The organism is Gordonia sp. NPDC057258 (assembly GCF_042668985.1).
Classification (GTDB): Bacteria; Actinomycetota; Actinomycetes; order Mycobacteriales; family Mycobacteriaceae; genus Gordonia; species Gordonia hongkongensis.
Map to the genome: position 1 here is coordinate 213,606 of NZ_JBHUXZ010000002.1, position 20,743 is coordinate 234,348.

Below are 20,743 nucleotides of genomic sequence, written 5' to 3' on the forward strand. Positions count from 1 at the left end.
TGCCCGGTCGGAGGGCAACGCACCGTTCATCCTGAATTGGGTGGGCCGACACGTGCGCCGTGTGGTCCGGTCAATTCTGCGGGGGACGATCGCGATCATGCGCGTCGCGATCGTCGCCGAGAGCTTCCTGCCCCAGATGAACGGGGTGGTCAATTCCGTCCTCCGGGTTGTCGACCATCTCGAGTCCACCGGCCACACCGTGGTCGTCATCGCACCCGACACCCCGCGCGGCGTGCCGGGCGGGCCGCGGATGGTCGGCCGCCGGACCCCGGTGCACCTGCTGCCCGCGGTGCAGGTGCCGCGGGTGACCTCGCTCCCGGTGGGAGTGCCGTCGCCGCTGCTGTACCGCACCCTGCGCGACTTCGAACCGGATGTCGTCCACCTGGCGTCACCGTTCGTGGTGGGTGCCGCGGGCGCCGTCGCCGCCCGGGCGCTCGGCGTGCCCGTGGTCGCCGTGTTCCAGACCGACGTCGCCGGGTTTGCGGCAGCCTATCGGCTGGGTGCGGTGGAGAAGCTGGCCTGGCGCTACACACGCCGGCTGCACGAGATGTGCGACCTCACCCTCGCGCCGTCGACCGCGACGCTGGAGGTCCTCGCCGCCCACGGCATACCGCGACTCGCGCGCTGGGGTCGCGGCGTCGACGTCGGACTCTTCTCGCCGGACAAGCGCGACCCGTCGCTGCGCGCGGACTGGCTGGGTGCCGCCCGCGACGCCCTGGTGGTCGGGTTCGTGGGCCGGCTCGCGCCGGAGAAGCACGTCGAACGCCTGGCCGGACTGTCGGGCAACCCGGGCGTGCAGCTCGTGATCGTCGGGGACGGCCCCGAGCGGGACCGGCTCCAGCGCGCCATGCCGGATGCGGTGTTCACCGGTGAACTGCGCGGGGAGGCGCTGGCCCGCGCGTACGCGAGCTTCGACGTGTTCGTGCACGCCGGCGAACACGAGACGTTTTGTCAGGCCATCCAGGAGGCGATGGCCAGTGGCCTGCCCGTGATCGGTCCCGACGCCGGCGGCCCGCGCGACCTGGTGTCGGCGTTCCGGACCGGATATCTGCTGGAGGTCGGATCTCTCGCCGCGGAGCTGCCCGCGATCGTCGAATCCCTGCACGACGAGTCGGTCCGGGCGGCGTTCGGCCGAGCCGCGGTACAGGCCGTGCGTGCGCGCACCTGGCCGTCGGTGTGCGCGGAGCTCGTCGGCCACTACGCGCGCGTGACGGGCCGCGGAGTCGTCACCGAGGTGGGGCGGCCTGCCTGAGGTGGCGGCCGACCGCCCGGCGAGGCGACGCACCTCCCGGCGGTCCTGGCCCGAACGACCGGTAGCGTGATCGGCATGTCATCGACGGGCGCGACACCACCGGAACGAGCGGGTCTGGGCCGGACGAGTGTGGGCCGGGCGAGCCTGGAGAAGGACCCGGCCGAGGTCGCGGCCATGTTCGACGGCGTCGCACGCCGCTACGACCTCACCAACACGGTCCTGTCGTTCGGCCGGGATCGCGGCTGGCGCAAGAAGACTCGTAGGGCACTCGACCTGCGTCCGGGCGACGTCGTCCTCGACCTCGCGGCGGGCACCGCGGTGTCGACCGTCGAACTCGCCTCCTCGGGGGCGCACTGCATAGCCGCGGACTTCTCGCTCGGCATGCTCAAGGCCGGTGCGCATCGGGACGTGCCGAAGGTCGCCGCCGACGCTCTGTCGCTCCCGTTCGCCGACGATTCGTTCGACGCCGCCACCATCTCCTTCGGCCTGCGCAACGTCAACGACGTCCCGACGGCGCTCGCCGAGCTCCGCCGGGTACTCAAGCCCGGCGGACGACTGGTGATCTGCGAGTTCTCCACGCCGACGCTGAAGCCGTTCCGCACGGTGTACATGGAGTACCTGATGAAGGCGCTGCCCGCGGTCGCGACGAAGGTCTCGAGCAGCCCGGCCGCGTATGTCTATCTCGCCGAGTCGATCCGGGCGTGGCCGGACCAGTTCGCGCTGGGCGACCTCATCCGCGACGCCGGGTTCACCGGGGTGCGGTGGGAGAACATGACCGGTGGGATCGCCGCGATCCACTCGGCGCGGGCCTAGTGGTGTGTCTCGGAAATAAGTGACTGGTCTCCGGCGCTCGATCGGCGCCTGGCTGCGTTGTCGTCGGTCGAGATAGCTCCGCTATCCCTCCCTCCTCCGCCTTGCCAGACCACCGATCGCTCCACCGGATACCGGCCACCTATTTCCTAGACACACCACTAGGAGGTCGCGGCCCGCGGGGTCTCGTCGTGCGACACCGGGCACCCGGGCGCGAAGGTGCCGAGGTCGTCGATTCGGAAACCGCCGGGATAGCTGCGAACCTGCTTCGTCTGGCGACCGAAGAGCGGTTCGGTGCGGGGTGACGCGAAGAGGCGGATCGCGAGCCCGCGAGCCTTGAGCCCGCCGCGCACCAGGACCCGTTCGACCGCGGTCGGTTTCGGATATCCGAACGCGCCGAGGAGCCGATCGTCCATGAGCGCGAACGACATCCGACGCACCACCGCCCGCGGCAGCAGCTTGTAGGGCATGAACGTGCCGAGGAGGTCGAGGGTGGCGTCGGCGACGGCGAGCGAGTCGGGACTGAAGGCGAAGTGGGCGGTCTCGTACTCGTCGTAGAACGTCTTGAAGTCGTCGTAGGTCTCGGGGATGTCCTTGATGCCCATCAGCTGGCCGAGCCGGCGGTAGTAGTTGGTGAGACCGAGGACCTCGTGGTTGGTCAGCGAGCGCCACTCATAGGAGTTGACCCACTCGACCGGGCAGACGACGAAAGTGGCCAGCACATAGAGGAAGTCGCTGTTGGGGATGTCGTACATCCCGTGCATCTGGTTGATGCGCCGGATACCGGCCCGTCCGGCCGGGCTGTCGACCCCGTGCTCGATCGGGGCGTCGAGCAGCAGGACCGTGTCGTCGTAGCGCTTCTGCGTCGACTCGGTGAACTGGCTGGTCTTGTAGAGAAGGTCGCCGATGGACGGCACCGCGTAGGTGCGGAACAGGGCGAAGCTCAACGCCTGTGTGATGCCCCACGGGAATTCCTGCGTGCCCAGGGCGCGGGCGATCGCGGTCGGGTCACCGACGGCATCCATGCGGTCGATCTCGCCGCGCAGGTGGTAGCGCTGTGCCAGGCGGTTCTGGACGGCGTGCTTGGCTCGGGTGGCGAGAGTGGATGCGGCGGACATCTTCCATCTCCTGGGTCGACGGGTGGCCTGATTCTGTCACAGCTGTGGCCGCGGCCACACGTGTTGGAACACTACAGCCCGATCGTCTCAACGCGCCACCGGGATGGCCCCGGCGGCCCCTCTCAGGAGAACGGCGGCCGCGGGTCGACCTGCCGGGAAACCCGCCCGGCGGTGCGCCAGGCCCGGGCCACGAGGTCGGCATCCTCGGCGGTGATCAGGTTGCCCATGACCCGCACCACCATGGACATCAGTTGCGGCGACCGGATGCCGGGCCGGCCCAGGGTGGGGACGGTCTTGGGCATGGTGAGCAGGCCGGCGAGACGTCGGGCGGCGGAGAACGCGAGCCCGTAGTGCTCCACCAGCACATCGCGCCACCGGTCGGTGTAGTCGTCCGTGCCGAGGAGTTCGACGGCGAGCCGGGCGGTCTCCAGGGCGTAGTCGATGCCCTCGCCGTTGAGTGGATTGACGCACGCGGCGGCGTCGCCGATCAGCATCCAGTTGCGACCCGCGACACCGGACACCGCACCACCCATGGGCAGCAGGGCGGACGTGATCCGGACGGGTGGGCCGTCGAGAGCCCACTCGTCGCGCACCATCGCGGCGTAGTGCTCGAGGATCGGTCGAAGTGCCATGTGCGCCGGACGTTTCGACGTCGCGAGCGCCCCGACGCCGACGTTGACCTGTCCGCCCCCGGCCGACCCGAGGGGGAAGACCCAGCCGTACCCGGGCAGCAGTGCGTCGTCGGGTCCCCGGAGTTCGAGGTGCGACCCCATCCAGTGCGAGTCGGCGCGCGCCGACGGTGCGTACGCCCGGGCGGCGACTCCGTAGGCGGTGTTCCGATGCCATTGTCGCCCCAGCGATTTGCCGATTCCCGAACGGACGCCGTCGGCGACGACGAGGTCGGTGACCCGCATCGTGTGTGTGCCCGCCGGCGTCGCGAAGGTCACCGCGCCCACCCGGTCGCCGTCCATCTCGACGCCGATGGCCTTGGCGCCCTCGATCATTCGCGCTCCCACCGACACCGCATGCGTACGGATGGCGTCGTCGAACTCGGTGCGCGCCACCGCGCTGCCGTAGGCGGGGAACCGGCCCGAGGGCCACCGGACCTGCTGGCGTGCGCCCCAGCCGTTGAGCAGGAGTCCGTCGATGCGCGGACGGTCGTCGAGGAGTGCGCCGAGCCCCAGCGCGTCGAGTTCGGCGACGGCCCGCGGCGTGAGGCCGTCGCCACACGTCTTGTCGCGCGGGAACACCGCGGCGTCGGCGAGGACCACATCCCGGCCGGCGGCGACGGCATGGGCGGCCGCCGCCGATCCACCCGGTCCGGCGCCGACGACGAGGACATCGGCGGAATCGGGGAAAGTAGGCGTCGTGTCCGTGCTCACCCGACCAGTATGTCCGGACCCCCGACGGGCTAGGCTCGCAGCAGGTGGGGTCTACGCGGCAGTCGCGTGTCCGCCGTCGAGTAGTTGCCGGATCAGACGAGATGGGGCCGCGTTTCCGTGAAGTCCACATTCGCCGGGGTTGACCTGGTGTCGGATGAGTTCGCCGATACGGTGCGCTCGTCGCTGCAGCGGGTCGAGGATCTGTTGCTCGCCGAACTCTCGTCGGGTGACGAGGTCATGACCGAGGCGGCGACCCACCTCGCGAAGGCCGGGGGCAAGCGGTTCCGGCCCATGTTCGCGATCCTGGCGGCCCGGTTCGGTCCGCGCCCGGATTCCGACGATGTCATCACCTCGGCGACGGTGGTGGAGATGATCCACCTCGCCACGCTCTATCACGACGACGTGATGGACGAGGCCGCGATGCGCCGCGGTGCGGCGAGTGCCAACGCGCGCTGGACGAACAGCGTGGCCATCCTGTCCGGAGACTTCCTGTTCGCGCGCGCCTCGCGACTCGTCTCGACGCTGGGCCCCGAGGCGGTGCGCATCATCGCCGAGACGTTCGCCGAACTCGTCACCGGCCAGATGCGGGAGACGGTCGGGGTCAAACCCGGCGCCGACCCCATCGAGCACTACCTGCAGGTCGTCTGGGAGAAGACCGGCTCGCTGATCGCCGCCGCCGCCCGCTTCGGCGCGATGGCCTCCGGGGCCGAGCCCGACGACATCGAGCGGCTCTCCCGCATCGGCGACATCGTGGGAGTCGCCTTCCAGGTGTCCGACGACATCATCGACATCAGCTCGGTGTCGGTGGAGTCGGGCAAGACCCCGGGCACCGACCTCCGCGAAGGCGTCCACACGCTGCCGGTCCTCTACGCGCTCACGGGCGACGACGCGACGTCGGCCCGGTTGCGCGAACTCCTGGTGGCCGCCGACGGCGCCGCCCGGCCGCTCACCGACGACGCCGAGGTTGCCGAGGCGATCGAACTGCTCGGCTCGTCGGCGGGTATGACCGCCGCCCGGGCGAAGTTGCAGGAGTTCGCCGACGAGGCGCACGCGATGCTGGCTGAACTTCCCGAGTCGCCGGCCCACCGTGCCCTGGCGTCGCTCGTGGACTACACGATCGAACGCGTGGGCTGAGGGGTCGACCGGCAGGATCTCTGCCCAGCCGGCTCAGCGACCGTCGCGGGCCATCTCCTGCAGGCGGCGGATGCGTTCCGCGGTCGGCGGGTGGGTGGCGAACATCTTGGCCATCCGGTCGGTCGCGCGGAACGGGCTCTCGATCATCATGTGCGACTGGGCCGCGATGTCGGGCTGCGGCGGCAGCGGCGCGGCCTGCACCCCGCCGGAGATCTTCGCCAGCGCTGATGCGAGTGCGAGCGGATCCCCGGTGAGTTCGGCCCCGGACTGGTCGGCCTGGAACTCGCGTGAGCGGGAGACGGCCAGCTTCACCAGGGTGGCCGCGATCGGTCCCAGCAGCGCGATGAGCAGCATCGCCAGCGGGTTCGGCGCGTTGTCCCGCCCGCCGAACGCGCCCATGAACATCGCGAAGTTGGCCAGGCCGCTGATCACCGCCGCCATCGCGCCGGCGATCGAGCTGATGAGGATGTCGCGGTTGTACACGTGGGACAGCTCGTGGCCCAGCACGGCGCGCAGCTCGCGCTCGTCGAGCAGGTGCAGGATGCCGGTGGTGCAACACACCGCGGCGTTCTTCGGGTTGCGGCCGGTCGCAAACGCGTTGGGCGACTCGGTGGGGGAGATGTAGAGGGCGGGCATCGGCTGGTGTGCCGTGGTCGCCAGCTCACGCACGATCCGGTACATGACCGGTGCCTGCAGTTCGGTGACCGGTTGCGCGTGCATCGCCTTCAGCGACATCTTGGCGCTGTTGAAGTAGACGTAGGCGTTCATGCCGACGGCGACGATCACCGATCCCCACAGGATCAGCGGGCTCTGGAACAGTGCGCCGATGCCGACGATGATCGCCGACATCAGACCCAGCAGAGCCGCCGTCTTCAATCCGTTGAAATGCATCGGGTCCTCGTCTGTCCGGCGCCGCGGGTCTCGGGCTCCGCGGGCGGCCCGGGCGAACCCGGTGCCGGCCGCGGAGTGCAGGCGCCTCATCCGGTCAAACGACGCAGCGCCCGTCTGGGTTTCCGACGGTCGGGGTTCGGTGCCGCCGACCCACCGACCGGGCGGGTCAGCGGTAGTTGACGAACTGCAGGGCGATGCCGAAGTCCTCGCCCTTGAGCAGCGAGATGACGGCCTGCAGGTCGTCGCGCTTCTTGCTCGACACGCGCAGTTCGTCACCCTGGATCTGCGCCTTGACGCCCTTCGGCCCCTCGTCGCGGATCTTCTTGGAGATCTTCTTGGCGTGCTCGGAGTCGATGCCCTGCACCAGCGAGCCGGTGATCTTGAAGGTCTTGCCCGAGCCGACGACCTCGCCGGCGTCGAAGGCCTTCAGCGAGATGTCGCGTCGGATCAACTTCTCCTTGAACACCTCGAGGCCCGCCTGCGCGCGCTCCTCGGCGTCCGAGGTGATCACGATGTTCTCCTCGCCGGACCACTCGATGCCGGTGTTGGTGCCGCGGAAGTCGTACCGCTGCGACAACTCCTTGGCAGCCTGGTTCAGGGCGTTGTCGACCTCTTGCCGGTCGACCTTGCTCACCACGTCGAACGATGAATCAGCCATGTCCGACAGGGTATGTCATGGCGATCAGCGCAAGTGGGCGGCCGCGGGGGTCTACCGGGACGTCCGACGCTGTGCCTGCTCGGCGAGGGCACGACGTGACTCGTCGTGGAGCACCTCGAGCAGTTCTCGCTCGAGGGCGACGAACTCGGGAGCGGTGAGCCCCGCCGGATCGCGCGGGCGCGGGAGGTCGACACGCACCTCGTGGACCACGGTGGCCGGGCGGGCGGACAGCACGATCACGCGGTCCGAGAGGTGGACGGCCTCGCGGACGTCGTGGGTGATCATCAGCACCGTCCACCGATAGCGCTGCCACACCGACTGCAACCACGTCTGCATCTCGGTCCGGGTGAGTGAGTCGAGGGCGCCGAACGGCTCATCGAGCAGCACCAGGTCGCGATTCGAGACGACGGTGCGCAGGAGTGCGGCGCGCTGTCGCATCCCGCCGGACAGCTGGAACGGGCGGGCGTCTTCGAATCCGGCGAGTCCGAAGGCGGGGAAGAGGTCCGCGGCCCGGCGTCGGGCCTCGTTCGTCGGCACGCCCTGCACCTGGAGCCCGAGGATGGTGTTGTCCAGCACGGTGCGCCACGGGAACAGCAGGTCCTTCTGCGGCATGTACGCGCAGTGTCCGGCGACGGCGGGTTCGGAGCCGACGGACGCGCTGCCGGAATCGGGGACGTCGAGTCCGGCCAGCAGGCCGAAGACGGTGCTCTTGCCGCATCCGCTGGGCCCGATGACGGAGACGAACTCGCCGGGCTCGGCGGTGAACGACACCCCGTCGAGGACCTCCAGGGGCGGTTGTCCGCGGCCGGGTCGCGGATAGGACTTGGTGAGCCGGTCGACCACGAGCCGGTGGTCTGGGACGAGCCGGTGGTCAGTCATGGTGGTTCCGGTCCTCGGCGCGGGCCCAGGGCGCGACGACCCGCTCGACGGCGAAGGTGAGCAGGTACAGCGTGACGCTCAGGAGCGCGGTCACCAGCACTGCCGCGAGCACCAGGTCGGTGCGGAACGAGTTCTTCTGCAGGCTCATGTAGATGCCGAGCCCCTGGGTGGCGCCGACGTACTCGGCGAACACGGCGCCCACCACCGCATAGGTGATGCCGATCCGCAGCGCGGTGAAGAACCTCGGTAGCGCGGACGGGAGCCGCACGTACCGGAAGACCTGGCGGCGGGTGGCCCCCATGCTGCGCATCAGCGCGCCGGCCTCGCGGTCGGTGGCGGCGAATCCCTCGATCAGGCCGATCGCCACCGGAAAGAACGTGACCAGGGCGATGACCAGCACCTTCGGGAGTAGGCCGAAGCCGAACCAGATGATCATCAGCGGTGCGATCGCGATGATCGGCAGGGTCTGGGAGGCGACGAACAACGGCACGAACGCCCGTCGCAGCGCCGGCGAGAAGTCGACGACGATGGCCAGCAGCCAGGCCAGGACCATTGAGACCGTGAACCCGATCAGGGTCACCTGCAGCGTCGCCGCGGCGTGCACCCCGATCTCCGCGCGGTGCGACCAACCCTGCGCGACGACGCGCGACGGCGACGGCAGCACCTGCGGCCGGATCCCGCTGACGTCGACGTAGACCTGCCAGACCGCCACCAGGACGACCACCGCGACGAGCGCGGGCGCGATGCGACGCAGGCCGGTGCTACCGAGGGGTGTCGAGGTAGTCATTGGTGAAGTACGTCGACCAGTCCGGCTCGGTCGTGAGCGGCGCCCCGTCCGGGCCGGTCAGCAGACCACTGCGGTACAGGAACCCGGAGTTCCCGGCCCACTGTTCGAGCGTCTGTCGCCCGACCCGGCCGTCGGCGTCCTTCATGTACTGACCGGCGAGCATGCGCTGGCTCTCGAACACCAACTGCTCGTCGTTGAACGCACCGGGGTTGGCGGCGAGGAGGTCGCGGGCCGCCGCGTCCGGGTCGTCGGCCGCCGCCTGGTAACCGCGCTGCAGCGCCGTCACGAAGGCCGCCGCGCGGTCCGGGTTGTCCGCCAGCCAGTCCTCGTTGGCGTCGACGACGATCGCGTATGCCTCCGGGAATCCGAAGTCGGTGTAGTGGAAGTACCTCATCGGGGTTCCGCGATGCTCGGCCTCGATGCCCTCCCACGCGAGATAGGAGACGGTGAAGTCGGCCTGACCGGAGTAGACCGCCTCGTATGCCGAGGTTCCGAGGGTCACCGAGGTGAACTCGCCGGTGCCGCCGTCGTTTCGGATCACCTGCTCGAGGGTCTTCTCCTCGCCCGGGTCGCCGAAACCGGCGTATGTCTTCCCGTCGAGGTCCTTCGGGCTCGTGATGTCGCGGCGATCGGCGCGGACACCGATGCCGGTGGCCCACTTCTGCAGCGGCGCGAACACGGAGATGGTCTGCGCGCCCGATGCCCGCGAGAAGGTCGACGAGTTGTGGGTGCTGATCCCGAACTCGGCGTTGCCCGCGTCCACGATGGTGTCCACGGCGGTGTTGTTGTACGGCAGGATCTCGACGTCGAGTCCGGCCTCCTCGAACCAGCCGCGCTGCTGCGCCACGAACAAGCCCGTGTGGTTGGTGTTCGGGGACCAGTCGAGCGCGAATCGGATGCTGCCGTCCGAACCGGCGCCCGAACCGCACGCGGTGATCGCCGACGACGCGACGACCGCGGCGGCGAGCACGGTGAGGAGGCGGCGCGCGCGGGCGCTCATGCGGCGGGCCACGGTTGCGGGTTCAGCGCGGTGTCCCAGAACAGAAGCTCGAACCGGGTGGCGACGGTGAACGCCGTGGCCATCGCGGCCCGCTCCCGCTCGCCGGCGTGCGCCGCGGCCTCGTCCACGAGTTCCCTTGCCCGCGAGGCGGATTCCTGGAATTCCGGGGCGTCGTAGGTGGTCACCCACTGCGCGTAGGGGTGGTTCGGGTCGGCGGCGAGCACCTGGGCGGCACTCGCGGCCAGGGCCCGGCCGACTTCCGCGTAGATCCAGAAGCAGGGCAGGGCCGCGGCCGCGCCGACCGCATACGACTCGGTCGCGGCGACGGCCGTCAGGTAGGACACGTACCCCAGGCACGCCGGCGACGGCTCGGGTTCGCCCTCACGCGGCGGCAGTTGGCCGCCGTTGAGCAGGTCGCCGTGGAGCGCCGACTCGACGGTGGCCGCGGTGGCCGACGAGTTCGCCCAGAACCCCGCGGTCTGCGGGTCGGGGGACTTCGACGCCAGGATGGCGAGGGCCTTCGCGTACCCGGCGAGGTACAGCGAGTCCTGCTCCATGTAGGTGCGGAACACCTCGAGTGGCAGCGTCCCGTCGCCGAGCCGCCGCAGGAACTCGAGGTCGTCGATCGCCGTCCGCAACCCCTTCGTCTCCTCCCAGAGGTGGTCGGAGAATCGGCCGGAGACCGGCACGTGCGCATGCACAGACATGACATCCCTTCGTCAGCATTACCTGGACAGGTTCTCGGGTCTCATCTCAGCCCCCGCGTCGCGGAGCACCCCGTGTCAGAACGCAGCCACAGTAGCAGGAGTGGGGGTCGCGGTGGGACGCCTGTGCCACGACCATGTCCCGGCCTGTTGACCAGCCGGTTTGCGCGTTGATGCGGTGTTCGTTGTATTCTTCACGGCGTTGTTCGTACGGCCGTCACGGTGGCCGGAAGAGCGGCACGGCAGGTTGCCCGAGCGGCCAAAGGGAGCGGATTGTAAATCCGTCGCGCAAGCTACATAGGTTCGAATCCTATACCTGCCACGGCGTGGTCCAATCTCGCGAAACTGCTCTACAGACGGTCTCCGACCAGCGATTTGTCTAGCGCAGACGCGAGTGTGTAACCTCGTTAAGGCTCTCGGGCGCAACCGCCCGGGGCACGCCCCCTTAGCTCAGTCGGCAGAGCGTTTCCATGGTAAGGAAAAGGTCGACGGTTCGATTCCGTCAGGGGGCTCGCTGGACGAGAAGTCCGCGGGGCGGTGTAGCTCAGCTGGTTAGAGCGCACGACTCATAATCGTGAGGTCGAGGGATCGAGTCCCTCCACCGCTACACATCGGGTCCGACCGGAACCGAGCGCAAGGGTCGCAAGCCCTGAGGGAACTTCCGAACCCGACCACGTACCACCCGAAAGAAGGCAATCAAGTGGCCTCCTCAACAGATGTTCGCCCCAAGATCACCTTGGCCTGCGAGGTGTGCAAGCACCGTAACTACATCACGAAGAAGAACCGCCGCAACGATCCCGATCGCCTCGAGATCAAGAAGTTCTGCCCGAACTGCGGCAAGCATCAGGGGCACAAGGAATCGCGCTGACGCCGTCGTCGGCCGTTTCGAAGTACCACCAGCAACGGGCTGCCTCTCGATGAGGCAGCCCGTCTTGCTGTGTCGGCCGAAGGAGTAGAGCTCAATGTCACAGGTAAGCGGAGCCGAGATCCAGGATCGTCCGGACGAGGCGTCGAGCGGTGGTGCGAAGCCGACCCCCGACGAGATCGCCGCCCACACGCAGAGCCTCGTCGGCTTCCACTACACGGTCGACGACTATTACGAGATCGGCCGCGAGGAGATCCGTAAGCACGCGATGGCGGTGCAGGATGCGCACCCGACCCACTGGAGCGAGGAGGGCGCCCGGGCCTTCGGCCACGACCGCCTGATCGCCGCGCCCACCTACGTGTCGGTGCTCGGGATCATCGCCCAGCGCAAGCTCTTCGAAGACGTCGTCACCGGCTACGACATGTGGCAGATCATGCAGACCGACCAGCGGCTGGTCTACCACCAGCCGATGAAGGTCGGGGACCGCCTGATCTGCGACGTCTCGCTCGAGTCGTTCCGGCATGTGAGCAGTCCCGAGATGATCGACCTGATGGTCACCAAGAACGTCATCTGGAACCAGCACGACGAGCCGGTCATGACCACGTGGACCTCCCTGGCGGCGCGTCCCGGTATGGACGTCGACCCCGAACTCGAGGCGTCCCTCGACCACGTGATGATCAAGGTCGACGCCATCGGCGAGTCCGGGCACACCGTCGAGCCGAAGGCGGGTCGCTACGACCTCCCCGACCCGACGCAGTCGCCGGGCGCCTTCGGTGCCGTCGACTTCGACACGCTCACGGTGGGTCAGGAACTCACGCCCAAGCGGTACCTGCTGACGCGCGGCAATCTCGCGAACTATGCGGGCGTGGCCGGCGACCCCAACCCGATCCACTTCTCCGACCACGTCGTGAACGCGGCCGGCATGGACGACGTCGTCGCGCACGGCATGCAGACGATGGGGCTCGGCGCGAGCTTCGTCTCCGAGTTCATCGGCGACCCGGCGGCCTTCTGCGAGTACAACGTGCGCTTCACCAGCCCGGTGTACGTCCCGGCCGACGACAGCGCGGCCGTCGACTTCACCGGCAAGGTGAAGTCGCTCGATCCCGCAACTCGTCGCGGGACCATCGCGATCACCGCCAAGCAGGGTGACCGCCGGATCTTCGGACGCGCGCAGGCCGTCATCCAATTCAATTGATCGAGAGTGATCGTCGCTGCTAGGGTCGCCACCCATGTACTCCGGCATCGCCTCGTTGAAGCTCTGGACTCGTCGCTGACGGCGACGAGTTCCCTGTGAGTTCCCACCTGTAGTTCTCGTACGCCGTCCCGGTCCAAACGCCGGACGGCTGTGTCGTGCTGTCCGGCTCCCGACCCGATGAGAAGCCACGTCTCTCATCGGCTACCGAAGAGCTGAGAACTCACCATGTCTGCTGAACGCAGTACCCACATATCCGAAGGTCGACTCCCGGCGGGTTCGGCCGCCCACGTCCGTGCCGAGGCCGTTAGCGTCGTACGAGGCCCGCGCACGGTCCTCCGCGACGTCGATGTGACCGTCTCCGCGGGGTCGAGGCTTGCGGTGGTCGGCGAGAACGGTCGCGGCAAGACCACCTTGCTCCACGTCCTGGCCGGCGCCGTGATCCCGGACGGCGGGACCGTCACCCGCGCCGGCACGGTCGCGGTGGTCGAGCAGGACCTGCCGACGGGCGACGCGCGCACGGTCGGGGACCTGATCTCCGACGCTGTCGGGGACTCGCTCGCAGCACTGGCCGAACTCGACGCCGCTACCGATGCGCTGGCCGAGGGAGCGCCGGGTGCCGACGACGGTTATGCCGCCGCCCTCGAGTCGGTCACCCGGCTCGATGCGTGGGACGCCGAACGTCGCATCGACATCGCGCTCGCCGGCATGGCGGCATGCACCGACCGGGACCGCCCCTTGTCGACTCTGTCGGTGGGGCAGCGGTACCGCGTGCGGCTGGCGGTGGTGCTGGGCGGCGGCACCGACCTGCTGCTGTTGGACGAGCCGACCAACCACCTCGACGCCGAGTCGATGGCCTTTCTGTCCCGCAGGCTGCGGTCGCACCCCGGCGGAGTCGCGGTCGTCAGTCACGACCGCGCCTTCCTGCGCGACGTCGCGACCGAGTTCATCGACCTCGATCCGACGCGGGACGGACGCCCGCGAACATACCGGGGCGGTTACGACGGATGGGTCGTCGGCAGATGCCGCGAACGTGAGCGCTGGGAGCGAGATCACGCCGCTCAGCAGGCTGCGCACGCCGAACTCATCCGTGCGGCGGACGCGGCCCGCGGGCGCCTGCAGAGCCACTGGACCCCGGACAAGGGCACCGGCAAGCATCAGCGGGCGACCCGGGCCGGCGGAGCCGTGCAACTGTTCAACCGTCGCGTCGACGAGCTGGAGAGACATCGGATCACCGTGCCGGTGCCGCCGGGGCAGTTCTGCCTGCCGGGTTCGGACACCCGCGCCGGGGCGCCGCTCGTGGACGGATGGGACCTCACCGTCGCAGGCCGCCTCGAGACGCCGGTGTCGGTGTCGATCGTCGGCGGATCGCGCCTGCTTCTCGTCGGACGCAACGGAACCGGCAAGTCGACCCTGCTCGCGGTGCTCGCCGGACTGCTCCCGCCCGACGAGGGCCGGCTCGACGTCCGTGCCGGTGCGCACCTCGGTTTCCTCACGCAGGAGGTCCCGCGGTGGGACCCCGACCGGACCGCGCACGAGATCTACGACGAGCAGCGGCGTCGGCTCGAAGTGCGCGGCGCCGACGCCCCGTCGCTGCGCAGCCTCGGTCTGCTCGACGCGGACGCCGCCCGCACCCCGGTCTCGCGGTTGTCGCAGGGGCAGCAGCGACGGCTCCACCTGGCGTCCTGCCTGGTCGCCCGGCCGGACGTCCTGCTCCTGGACGAGCCGACGAATCACCTCTCGGCCGGCCTCGTCGACGAGCTGACGGCCGGACTCGCCGACGCGGCGTGCGCGGTCGTGGTGGCCAGTCATGATCGGCAGATGCGAGACGATCTCGACGGGTGGCCACGCATCGAACTCACCGATGGACGCGAACCGTGACGGTGAGCCGTCGCGGCGGGTGTACGGTCGTCGGGGGAGCGGAGGCGAGCCCGTTTTGGGTCCACCGCCCCGGTGATCTACACTGAAGTGTCTGATTGATTCAGACTTGCGCGCTACCCATAGGGTGGCGCGTTGGTTTTGTCGGCGACGAAACGTCGACGGGCCGCGAGGCCGGATCGAGAAGGACGGCAACGCCGACCACTCCGGTGGCGGGCGTCGCAAAGGGGCGTAGCTCAATTGGCAGAGCAGCGGTCTCCAAAACCGCAGGTTGCAGGTTCAAGTCCTGTCGCCCCTGCCCTGGTGAAGGGCACACGCTGACGAGAGGACCGCGAAGTTGAGCAAGCGAGACCGGGCCGCCCGCGCCAAAGACGCCGCAGAGGGTTCTGCGGCCGATTCGGCCGCGGCTGAGCTCGACGGTCGCGACGAGGCCACCGACGCGGGTACGGACGACGACACGTCGACCGGAACCGCGAAGGAGCTGCGTCCGTCCGGCAAGCGCTCGGCTCGCGGACGTCGCTCGGCGGCGGGTGCAACCGACGGTGACACCGACTCCGACACGGGGTCCGTCGCCGTCAAGGAACGCAAGACCAAGAAGAAGGCGTCTGCCGAGGAGAGCCGGAATCCGTTCGTACGGATCTGGGTCTTCCTGACGCAGGTCGTCGCCGAGCTGAAGAAGGTCATCTGGCCTACGCGGCGCGAGATGATCACCTACACGATCGTCGTGCTCGTGTTCGTCATCGTGATGACCGCGTTCATTGCCGGCCTCGACCTCGCCTTCGCCAAGGGCGTGCTCTGGTTGTTCGGCTGACCCACGCGGTGGGCTCGGCCGGCGACGAGGAACACGACCGCCAGATGAACCATAAGGAGCGTGGGCTGCAGTGAGCACCCCGGAGAACGAACTCGCCTCGACCGATTCCGTCGACGTGGCTGCTGCCGACGTCGACGCTGTCGACGCGGCCGTGACCGACGCGGTGGACACCGAGGGTGACGCGGTCGCCGACGACGCGGTCGTCGAGGGTGACGAGGACACCGTCTCCGAGAATGCCGACGAGGTCCCGGTTGACGAGGCCGCCGCTGGCGAGGCCCCTGTCGAAGAGGCCCTGGTTGAAGAGGCGGAGGTCGATCCGGTCGAGGAACTGCGCAAGCAGCTCCGGCGCGCGCCCGGCGACTGGTACGTGATCCACAGCTACGCCGGTTACGAGAACAAGGTCAAGGCCAACCTCGAGACCCGCGTGCAGAACCTCGACGTCGGCGACTACATCTTCCAGGTCGAGGTGCCGACCGAAGAGGTCACCGAGATCAAGAACGGCCAGCCCAAGAAGGTCAACCGCAAGGTGCTGCCGGGTTACATCCTCGTCCGCATGGAGCTCAACGACGAGTCGTGGGGCGCCGTGCGCAACACGCCGGGCGTCACCGGCTTCGTCGGGATGACCAGCAAGCCGTCGCCGCTCTCGCTCAACGAGGTGCTGCAGTTCCTGATGCCGCGGACCGAGGCCAAGAAGCCCGCCGCGTCGCGCGGTGCCGCTGCCGAGGGCGTGGAGGCCGCAGCTGCCGCCGCGTCGAACGTCATCGAGGTCGACTTCGAGGTCGGCGAGTCGGTCACCGTCATGGACGGCCCGTTCGCCACGCTGCCCGCGTCGATCAGCGAGGTCAACGCCGAGCAGCGCAAGGTCAAGGTCCTCGTGTCGATCTTCGGTCGCGAGACACCGGTCGAGCTCGGGTTCAACCAGGTCGAGAAGATATGACCGACGCGAAGCGGCGCTCGTATCTTCACCGACCTCTGAGAGTCACGGTCGAGAAGATCTAGGGCCGGACCACCAACCCAGAACTTTCACGTCTCCAGCGGGCGTGAATTCGCAAGGAAACAAGCAAGGAACAGAAGATGCCTCCCAAGAAGAAGAAGCTCGCCGGGATCATCAAGCTCCAGATCTCGGCAGGCCAGGCCAACCCGGCCCCGCCCGTGGGTCCGGCGCTTGGTCAGCACGGCGTGAACATCATGGAGTTCTGCAAGGCGTACAACGCGGCGACCGAGTCGCAGCGCGGCAACGTCATCCCGGTCGAGATCTTCGTGTACGAAGATCGCTCCTTCGACTTCAAGTTGAAGACACCGCCGGCCGCGAAGCTCCTGCTGAAGGCCGCCGGCCTGCAGAAGGGCTCCGGCGAGCCCCACACCAACAAGGTCGGCAAGGTGAGCATGGACCAGGTCCGTGAGATTGCCAAGACCAAGGCCGAAGACCTGAACGCCAATGACATCGACCAGGCCGCGAAGATCATCGCCGGTACTGCTCGGTCCATGGGCATCACCGTCGAAGGCTGAAAGACCTCATCATCACCGTGGGAGGGCCGGCTCGGCCCGCACCACACACCCCGCCGACTGACGGCGGAGAAGGAACAGAGCAATGAGCAAGAAGAGCAAGGCCTACGCGGCCGCGGCCGAGAAGGTCGACAAGACCAAGCTGTACAGCCCGCTGGAGGCTGTGGAGCTGGCGAAGGACACGTCGTCGAAGAACACCGACGCGACCGTCGAGGTCGCGATGCGGCTGGGCGTCGACCCCCGTAAGGCAGACCAGATGGTTCGAGGCACCGTCAATCTGCCGCACGGCACCGGTAAGACTGCCCGCGTGATCGTGTTCGCCGCCGGCGACAAGGCCGCTGAGGCCACCGCCGCCGGTGCCGACGAGGTCGGCGCCGAGGATCTGATCGAGCGCATCCAGGGCGGTTGGCTGGACTTCGACGCCGCGATCGCCACCCCGGATCAGATGGCCAAGGTCGGCCGTATCGCGCGTGTCCTCGGACCCCGCGGCCTGATGCCGAACCCGAAGACGGGCACCGTGACCACCGATGTCACCAAGGCTGTCAACGACATCAAGGGCGGCAAGATCAACTTCCGCGTCGACAAGGCTGCGAACCTGCACTTCGTCATCGGCAAGGCTTCGTTCGACCCGGCCAAGCTGGCCGAGAACTACGGCGCTGCCTACGACGAGATCATGCGCGCCAAGCCGTCGGCCGCCAAGGGCCGCTACATCAAGAAGGTCACCGTCTCCACGACGACGGGCCCGGGCATCCCGGTCGACCCGGCGGTCACCCGCAACTTCGCGGAGGCACCGCAGGCCTGATCTGATCAGGCGCACTGACACCCACGAGGGGCCCGGCATTCCGATGCCGGGCCCCTCGTGTTGTGTGCAATCACGCGTGGTCGGTGAGTATGCGTGCGAGTTCTGCTTCGACCGGGGTCAGCGGTGGGGTGGTGAGGTGCTCCGGCGGTGTTCGCGGATGGACCAGTTCTCGGTAGGCGAGTTCGAGGCGCCGCCCGCGGACGCCGTAGCCGACGGCATCGGGGCGTGACTGATCGCCGGGCCCCCTGCTCCCTGAGGAGCGCCCGGAGCTTGCGGAGGGCGCGTCAGCCCTGCTCCCTGAGGAGCGCCCGGAGCTTGCGGAGGGCGCGTCACGAAGGGTCCGGCGATCGAGCCTGCGAAACCCTCGGGGTGGTGGCCCGTGGATCTCGTTGCGCACGGTGTTCAGGTGTTGGGCGAACCGCCGGGGTATGTCGGGTCGGCGGTTGAGGCGTTCGGGGTTGGGCGGGGCGCCGGGTTCGACGTTCAACCGCCACAGGCAGCGGCCTTCGTCGTGTCCGGACCGTTCGATGCGGGTCGTGTATTGGCCGGGTTGGTCGCCGACCATCCGGTTGTGACGGGGGCAGGCGGGGGCGAGGTCATCGATGTCGGTGAGTCCGCCCTTGGCCCAGTCTCGTTCGGCGTGATGAAGCTCGATGTGGGTGGCGGGCTGATCACACCCGGGTGCCGAGCACACTTCCCCGTCGGGGCGGGCGAAGGAGACGAGACGTTGTTCGCGGGTGGCCAGTCGTTTGCCCCGTCCGAAGTGCAGGGGGACGGTGGTGGCGTCTTTGAAGATCGCCAACCATGGTTGGACGTCACCGGCCATCGCGATCAAGTCCCGGATGGGCAGCAGGGTGCCGGTGGCGGTGGTGGCGAGTCCGGCTTCTCGGATCAGGTCCCCGAGGTCGGCTTTGACGATCAGTTGCACGGGCAGGCCTCGGTGCGAGGTTCCCAGTGTTCCGTCGGCGAAGCCTGCGGCCAGGGCGGCGTCGAGGGCGTCGTGATTCGTTTGGGCGAGAGTGCGACCGTCGCGGTCGGCTGCGGCGGTCAGGGCGTCGGGGTCGGCGGTGCCGGCCGGCCCGCGTGGCGACTGCGGGTCGTCGGAGTTGTTCAGTCCAGGTTTGCCCCACACGGCGAACATCATCGACAACCGGGCGGCGAGTTCGGGAGTCAGCGTGCCCGAGATCTTTGCGGTCCCGTCAGCGCGTTGCCGACCGATCCACAGGCCGCGGCGCCTCTTGCGTTCCGAATCGTCGGCCAGTGTGCCGTCGGGGTCGAGGTGGGCCAGCAGCCGCGCACCGAGCTGGGTGATCTCGGCGGGGGTGTGGGCTTCGGCGATCTCGGCCATCTGTCGCTCGGCGGCGACCTTGATGTCGTGGTCGACGGCGACCGGGATGCGGTCGAGGACATCGAGGGTGGCCTGCACGTGCGCGGTGCCGACCGCGCCCTGTGCGAAAGCTTCCGCAAGGCAGGGGTACTCGGGTGGGAGGACCTCGCCACCGAGGCTGGTCCGGTGGGCGGTGGCGTCCATCTGCTTACGGCGGCGCATCGGGTTCGACACCCGCAGCCGGTGCGTCATGTACTGCATGAGGGTGCGGCAGCCGGCCTTGCGGGGCAGGTCGCGAGCGACGGCCTGATCGATCTGCCGGTCACCGGCGACGGTCAGACGCGCGATGGCGCGCTCGGTCTCCGCGGCCACTTCAGCGAGTTCGGCATCGGTACACGGCGACAGGTCCACGGTCTGCAACTCACCGAGGATGCGGTGCAGGTCGGCCACCAACTCGAGGGCACGCGGTCGCCGCGACGCTTGTTCGTCAGACATGGTCACCCCCCGAGAACCGTTGCCGCGAATGTACGTTCGAGTGTACACCGGTGCGAGCGCATTGCAAGCCAAAACTGATGTTGTGCAACGCTATTCGGAGCCGGTAACTTGTCGGTGCCTCGTGGTAGGGGTCCACCGACTTCTCCGTGGGGCGGCGGCATGACGATCGCCGCGGCCCCACGTGTTCAACGGGGCGTCCCGCGACTCACTCCAGCCAGTTGTTGCCCCCGAGGTCCAATTGCGCGACATCCAGGGACGGGGTGATACCGGATTCCGGTGCGAGGCCGTGGTTCTCGAGAACGCCGCGCATGATCTCGGCGGCGTCGATGTTGAGTGGGCTCGACACCCACATCGCGTACGGCAGGTTCACGAAGCGGTTCTCGCGCACGGCCTTCAGGTTCCGGCTCGCCGGATTGGAACGCAGGGCGGCGATCTTCTCGTCGACCGACTGGCCGGGATAGTCGACGAACACGATGACGTCGGGGTCCGCGGTGGTGAGGCGTTCCCAGCTCACGGCGGTCCAGGTGTCCTCGATGTCCTCGGTCGCGTTGCGCGCGCCCGCGGCGTCGATGATGCCCTGCGGGCCGCCGAAGGACCCGGAGGAGAAGATGGTGTCCGATACGCTGTCGAAGACGAAGACCGTCGGTTTCGCGGTGGGTTGTCGTGCGGCGCGCAGCTTCTCGAGGCGGTCGGCCACCTCGTCGGCCGCGGCGGCGCCCTGCTCGGGATTGCCGGTGAGGGTGCCGATGTTGCGCAGATCGGTGTCGAGCGCGACCCACGGGTCCATGGTGCCGCGCTGCGCCTCGCCCTCGGTCTGCCGGCACGCCTCGGACAACTGGTACACGTCGATGCCGTGTCCGGCGAGGATCTCGGGTGTGATCCCGCGCGATTCGCTCATGCCGTAGTTGTATCCGGCATACAGCACTTGGGGTTTCGCCGCGACGATGTTCTCGAGGGTGGGACGTTCGGTCGCGACCTCGTTCAGGGTGTCGACCTGGGGTCCGTACTCCAGCCGCAGGATGTCCTTGTCCCGGGCGAGCGCGCTGACCGCCACCATGTTGTCACGGGCACCGGCGGCGAGTGCGATCGCAATCATGCCGCCGTCGTTGACGAACAACCGGTCGAGGGGTTGCGGGAAGGCGACGTCGGCTCCGCAATTCGATATGGTGACAGTGCTTTCCGACGCTGCGGTGCTGTCGGCACCGCAGGCGGTGGCAGTTCCCAGGATCAGTGTCGCCGCCACGATGGCGAC

The 20,743-nt window shown here is 68.6% G+C and carries 20 protein-coding genes, 4 tRNA genes and 1 riboswitch; of the genes, 14 read left to right on the forward strand and 10 right to left on the reverse strand.

Annotated features, from left to right (window positions below):
* Positions 1 to 97: 97 nt before the first annotated feature.
* Together ACFUEJ_RS03055 and ACFUEJ_RS03060 are read left to right on the forward strand one after the other, a co-directional pair.
* Positions 98 to 1,252, forward strand: coding sequence for a glycosyltransferase family 4 protein (locus ACFUEJ_RS03055; RefSeq protein WP_388027512.1), 1,155 nt, complete (start codon positions 98 to 100; stop codon positions 1,250 to 1,252).
* A 75-nt stretch (positions 1,253 to 1,327) separates the two neighbouring features.
* Positions 1,328 to 2,065, forward strand: coding sequence for a demethylmenaquinone methyltransferase (locus tag ACFUEJ_RS03060; protein ID WP_068970034.1), 738 nt, complete (start codon positions 1,328 to 1,330; stop codon positions 2,063 to 2,065).
* Between the two features lie 158 nt (positions 2,066 to 2,223).
* On the opposite strand, the gene ACFUEJ_RS03065 is transcribed toward ACFUEJ_RS03060, so the two are convergent.
* Together ACFUEJ_RS03065 and ACFUEJ_RS03070 are read right to left on the reverse strand one after the other, a co-directional pair.
* Positions 2,224 to 3,180 carry an oxygenase MpaB family protein gene (locus ACFUEJ_RS03065; protein ID WP_247451569.1) on the reverse strand — a complete coding sequence of 319 codons (957 nt, stop codon included), beginning with the start codon at positions 3,178 to 3,180 and terminating at the stop codon, positions 2,224 to 2,226.
* A gap of 122 nt (positions 3,181 to 3,302) precedes the next feature.
* Entirely contained in the window at positions 3,303 to 4,562 is a 1,260-nt protein-coding gene (locus ACFUEJ_RS03070) for a geranylgeranyl reductase family protein (protein ID WP_247451570.1), read from the reverse strand.
* Positions 4,563 to 4,679: 117 nt separating this feature from the next.
* Between ACFUEJ_RS03070 and ACFUEJ_RS03075 the strand changes: the two genes are divergently transcribed.
* The gene (locus ACFUEJ_RS03075; protein ID WP_068970024.1) at positions 4,680 to 5,696 is read left to right on the forward strand and encodes a polyprenyl synthetase family protein; all 1,017 of its coding nucleotides are present in this window, start codon (positions 4,680 to 4,682) and stop codon (positions 5,694 to 5,696) included.
* 33 nt (positions 5,697 to 5,729) lie between these two features.
* On the opposite strand, the gene htpX is transcribed toward ACFUEJ_RS03075, so the two are convergent.
* The 6 genes from htpX to ACFUEJ_RS03105 all read right to left on the reverse strand — a co-directional run bounded on the left by htpX (position 5,730) and on the right by ACFUEJ_RS03105 (position 10,618).
* On the reverse strand, positions 5,730 to 6,587 hold the full coding sequence (gene htpX / locus ACFUEJ_RS03080) for a zinc metalloprotease HtpX (protein ID WP_058253356.1): 858 nt from the start codon (positions 6,585 to 6,587) through the stop codon (positions 5,730 to 5,732).
* A gap of 166 nt (positions 6,588 to 6,753) precedes the next feature.
* Positions 6,754 to 7,245 (reverse strand): YajQ family cyclic di-GMP-binding protein, encoded by a 492-nt coding sequence (locus tag ACFUEJ_RS03085; RefSeq protein ID WP_058253332.1) that lies wholly within the window; start codon positions 7,243 to 7,245, stop codon positions 6,754 to 6,756.
* A gap of 51 nt (positions 7,246 to 7,296) precedes the next feature.
* Positions 7,297 to 8,124, reverse strand: coding sequence for an ABC transporter ATP-binding protein (locus ACFUEJ_RS03090; RefSeq protein ID WP_247451571.1), 828 nt, complete (start codon positions 8,122 to 8,124; stop codon positions 7,297 to 7,299).
* Entirely contained in the window at positions 8,117 to 8,911 is a 795-nt protein-coding gene (locus ACFUEJ_RS03095) for an ABC transporter permease (RefSeq protein WP_259936989.1), read from the reverse strand. Before ACFUEJ_RS03095 ends, ACFUEJ_RS03090 begins: the two co-directional genes overlap by 8 nt.
* On the reverse strand, positions 8,886 to 9,911 hold the full coding sequence (locus ACFUEJ_RS03100) for an ABC transporter substrate-binding protein (RefSeq protein ID WP_259936988.1): 1,026 nt from the start codon (positions 9,909 to 9,911) through the stop codon (positions 8,886 to 8,888). Before ACFUEJ_RS03100 ends, ACFUEJ_RS03095 begins: the two co-directional genes overlap by 26 nt.
* Positions 9,908 to 10,618, reverse strand: coding sequence for a TenA family protein (locus tag ACFUEJ_RS03105; protein WP_159370202.1), 711 nt, complete (start codon positions 10,616 to 10,618; stop codon positions 9,908 to 9,910). Before ACFUEJ_RS03105 ends, ACFUEJ_RS03100 begins: the two co-directional genes overlap by 4 nt.
* A riboswitch (TPP riboswitch) is annotated at positions 10,606 to 10,701 on the reverse strand. Its footprint overlaps the gene before it by 13 nt.
* A 155-nt stretch (positions 10,702 to 10,856) precedes the next feature.
* Here ACFUEJ_RS03105 and ACFUEJ_RS03110 point away from each other — a divergent pair.
* The 11 genes from ACFUEJ_RS03110 (at position 10,857) to rplA (ending at position 17,669) form a co-directional block, all read left to right on the forward strand.
* Positions 10,857 to 10,937, forward strand: a tRNA-Tyr gene (locus ACFUEJ_RS03110).
* A gap of 117 nt (positions 10,938 to 11,054) precedes the next feature.
* Positions 11,055 to 11,127, forward strand: a tRNA-Thr gene (locus ACFUEJ_RS03115).
* Positions 11,128 to 11,148: 21 nt separating this feature from the next.
* Positions 11,149 to 11,222 (forward strand) — tRNA-Met (locus ACFUEJ_RS03120).
* 93 nt (positions 11,223 to 11,315) lie between these two features.
* On the forward strand, positions 11,316 to 11,483 hold the full coding sequence (gene rpmG, locus ACFUEJ_RS03125; RefSeq protein ID WP_045823858.1) for a 50S ribosomal protein L33: 168 nt from the start codon (positions 11,316 to 11,318) through the stop codon (positions 11,481 to 11,483).
* A 94-nt stretch (positions 11,484 to 11,577) separates the two neighbouring features.
* A complete protein-coding gene (locus ACFUEJ_RS03130) occupies positions 11,578 to 12,675 on the forward strand; it encodes a fused (3R)-hydroxyacyl-ACP dehydratase subunits HadA/HadB (protein WP_058253328.1) in 1,098 nt (365 codons plus the stop codon).
* Positions 12,676 to 12,900: 225 nt separating this feature from the next.
* Positions 12,901 to 14,553: an ATP-binding cassette domain-containing protein gene (locus ACFUEJ_RS03135; protein WP_288813517.1), complete on the forward strand. Its 1,653-nt coding sequence runs from the start codon at positions 12,901 to 12,903 to the stop codon at positions 14,551 to 14,553.
* Positions 14,554 to 14,775: 222 nt separating this feature from the next.
* Positions 14,776 to 14,848: transfer RNA gene (locus ACFUEJ_RS03140), tRNA-Trp, on the forward strand.
* A 39-nt stretch (positions 14,849 to 14,887) separates the two neighbouring features.
* Positions 14,888 to 15,361 carry a preprotein translocase subunit SecE gene (gene secE, locus ACFUEJ_RS03145; protein WP_269554087.1) on the forward strand — a complete coding sequence of 158 codons (474 nt, stop codon included), beginning with the start codon at positions 14,888 to 14,890 and terminating at the stop codon, positions 15,359 to 15,361.
* 70 nt (positions 15,362 to 15,431) lie between these two features.
* Positions 15,432 to 16,298 (forward strand): transcription termination/antitermination protein NusG, encoded by an 867-nt coding sequence (gene nusG / locus ACFUEJ_RS03150; protein WP_259936987.1) that lies wholly within the window; start codon positions 15,432 to 15,434, stop codon positions 16,296 to 16,298.
* Positions 16,299 to 16,435: 137 nt separating this feature from the next.
* Complete coding sequence (gene rplK / locus ACFUEJ_RS03155; RefSeq protein WP_004021736.1) at positions 16,436 to 16,870, forward strand: 50S ribosomal protein L11; 435 nt, start codon at positions 16,436 to 16,438, stop codon at positions 16,868 to 16,870.
* 82 nt (positions 16,871 to 16,952) lie between these two features.
* The gene (gene rplA / locus ACFUEJ_RS03160) at positions 16,953 to 17,669 is read left to right on the forward strand and encodes a 50S ribosomal protein L1 (RefSeq protein ID WP_159370204.1); all 717 of its coding nucleotides are present in this window, start codon (positions 16,953 to 16,955) and stop codon (positions 17,667 to 17,669) included.
* A 70-nt stretch (positions 17,670 to 17,739) separates the two neighbouring features.
* Here the strand turns inward: rplA and ACFUEJ_RS03165 are convergent, their stop codons facing one another.
* Positions 17,740 to 19,491, reverse strand: coding sequence for an HNH endonuclease signature motif containing protein (locus ACFUEJ_RS03165; protein ID WP_259936986.1), 1,752 nt, complete (start codon positions 19,489 to 19,491; stop codon positions 17,740 to 17,742).
* Between the two features lie 205 nt (positions 19,492 to 19,696).
* Positions 19,697 to 20,734: an ABC transporter substrate-binding protein gene (locus ACFUEJ_RS03170; protein WP_259936985.1), complete on the reverse strand. Its 1,038-nt coding sequence runs from the start codon at positions 20,732 to 20,734 to the stop codon at positions 19,697 to 19,699.
* Between the last annotated feature and the right edge of the window lie 9 nt (positions 20,735 to 20,743).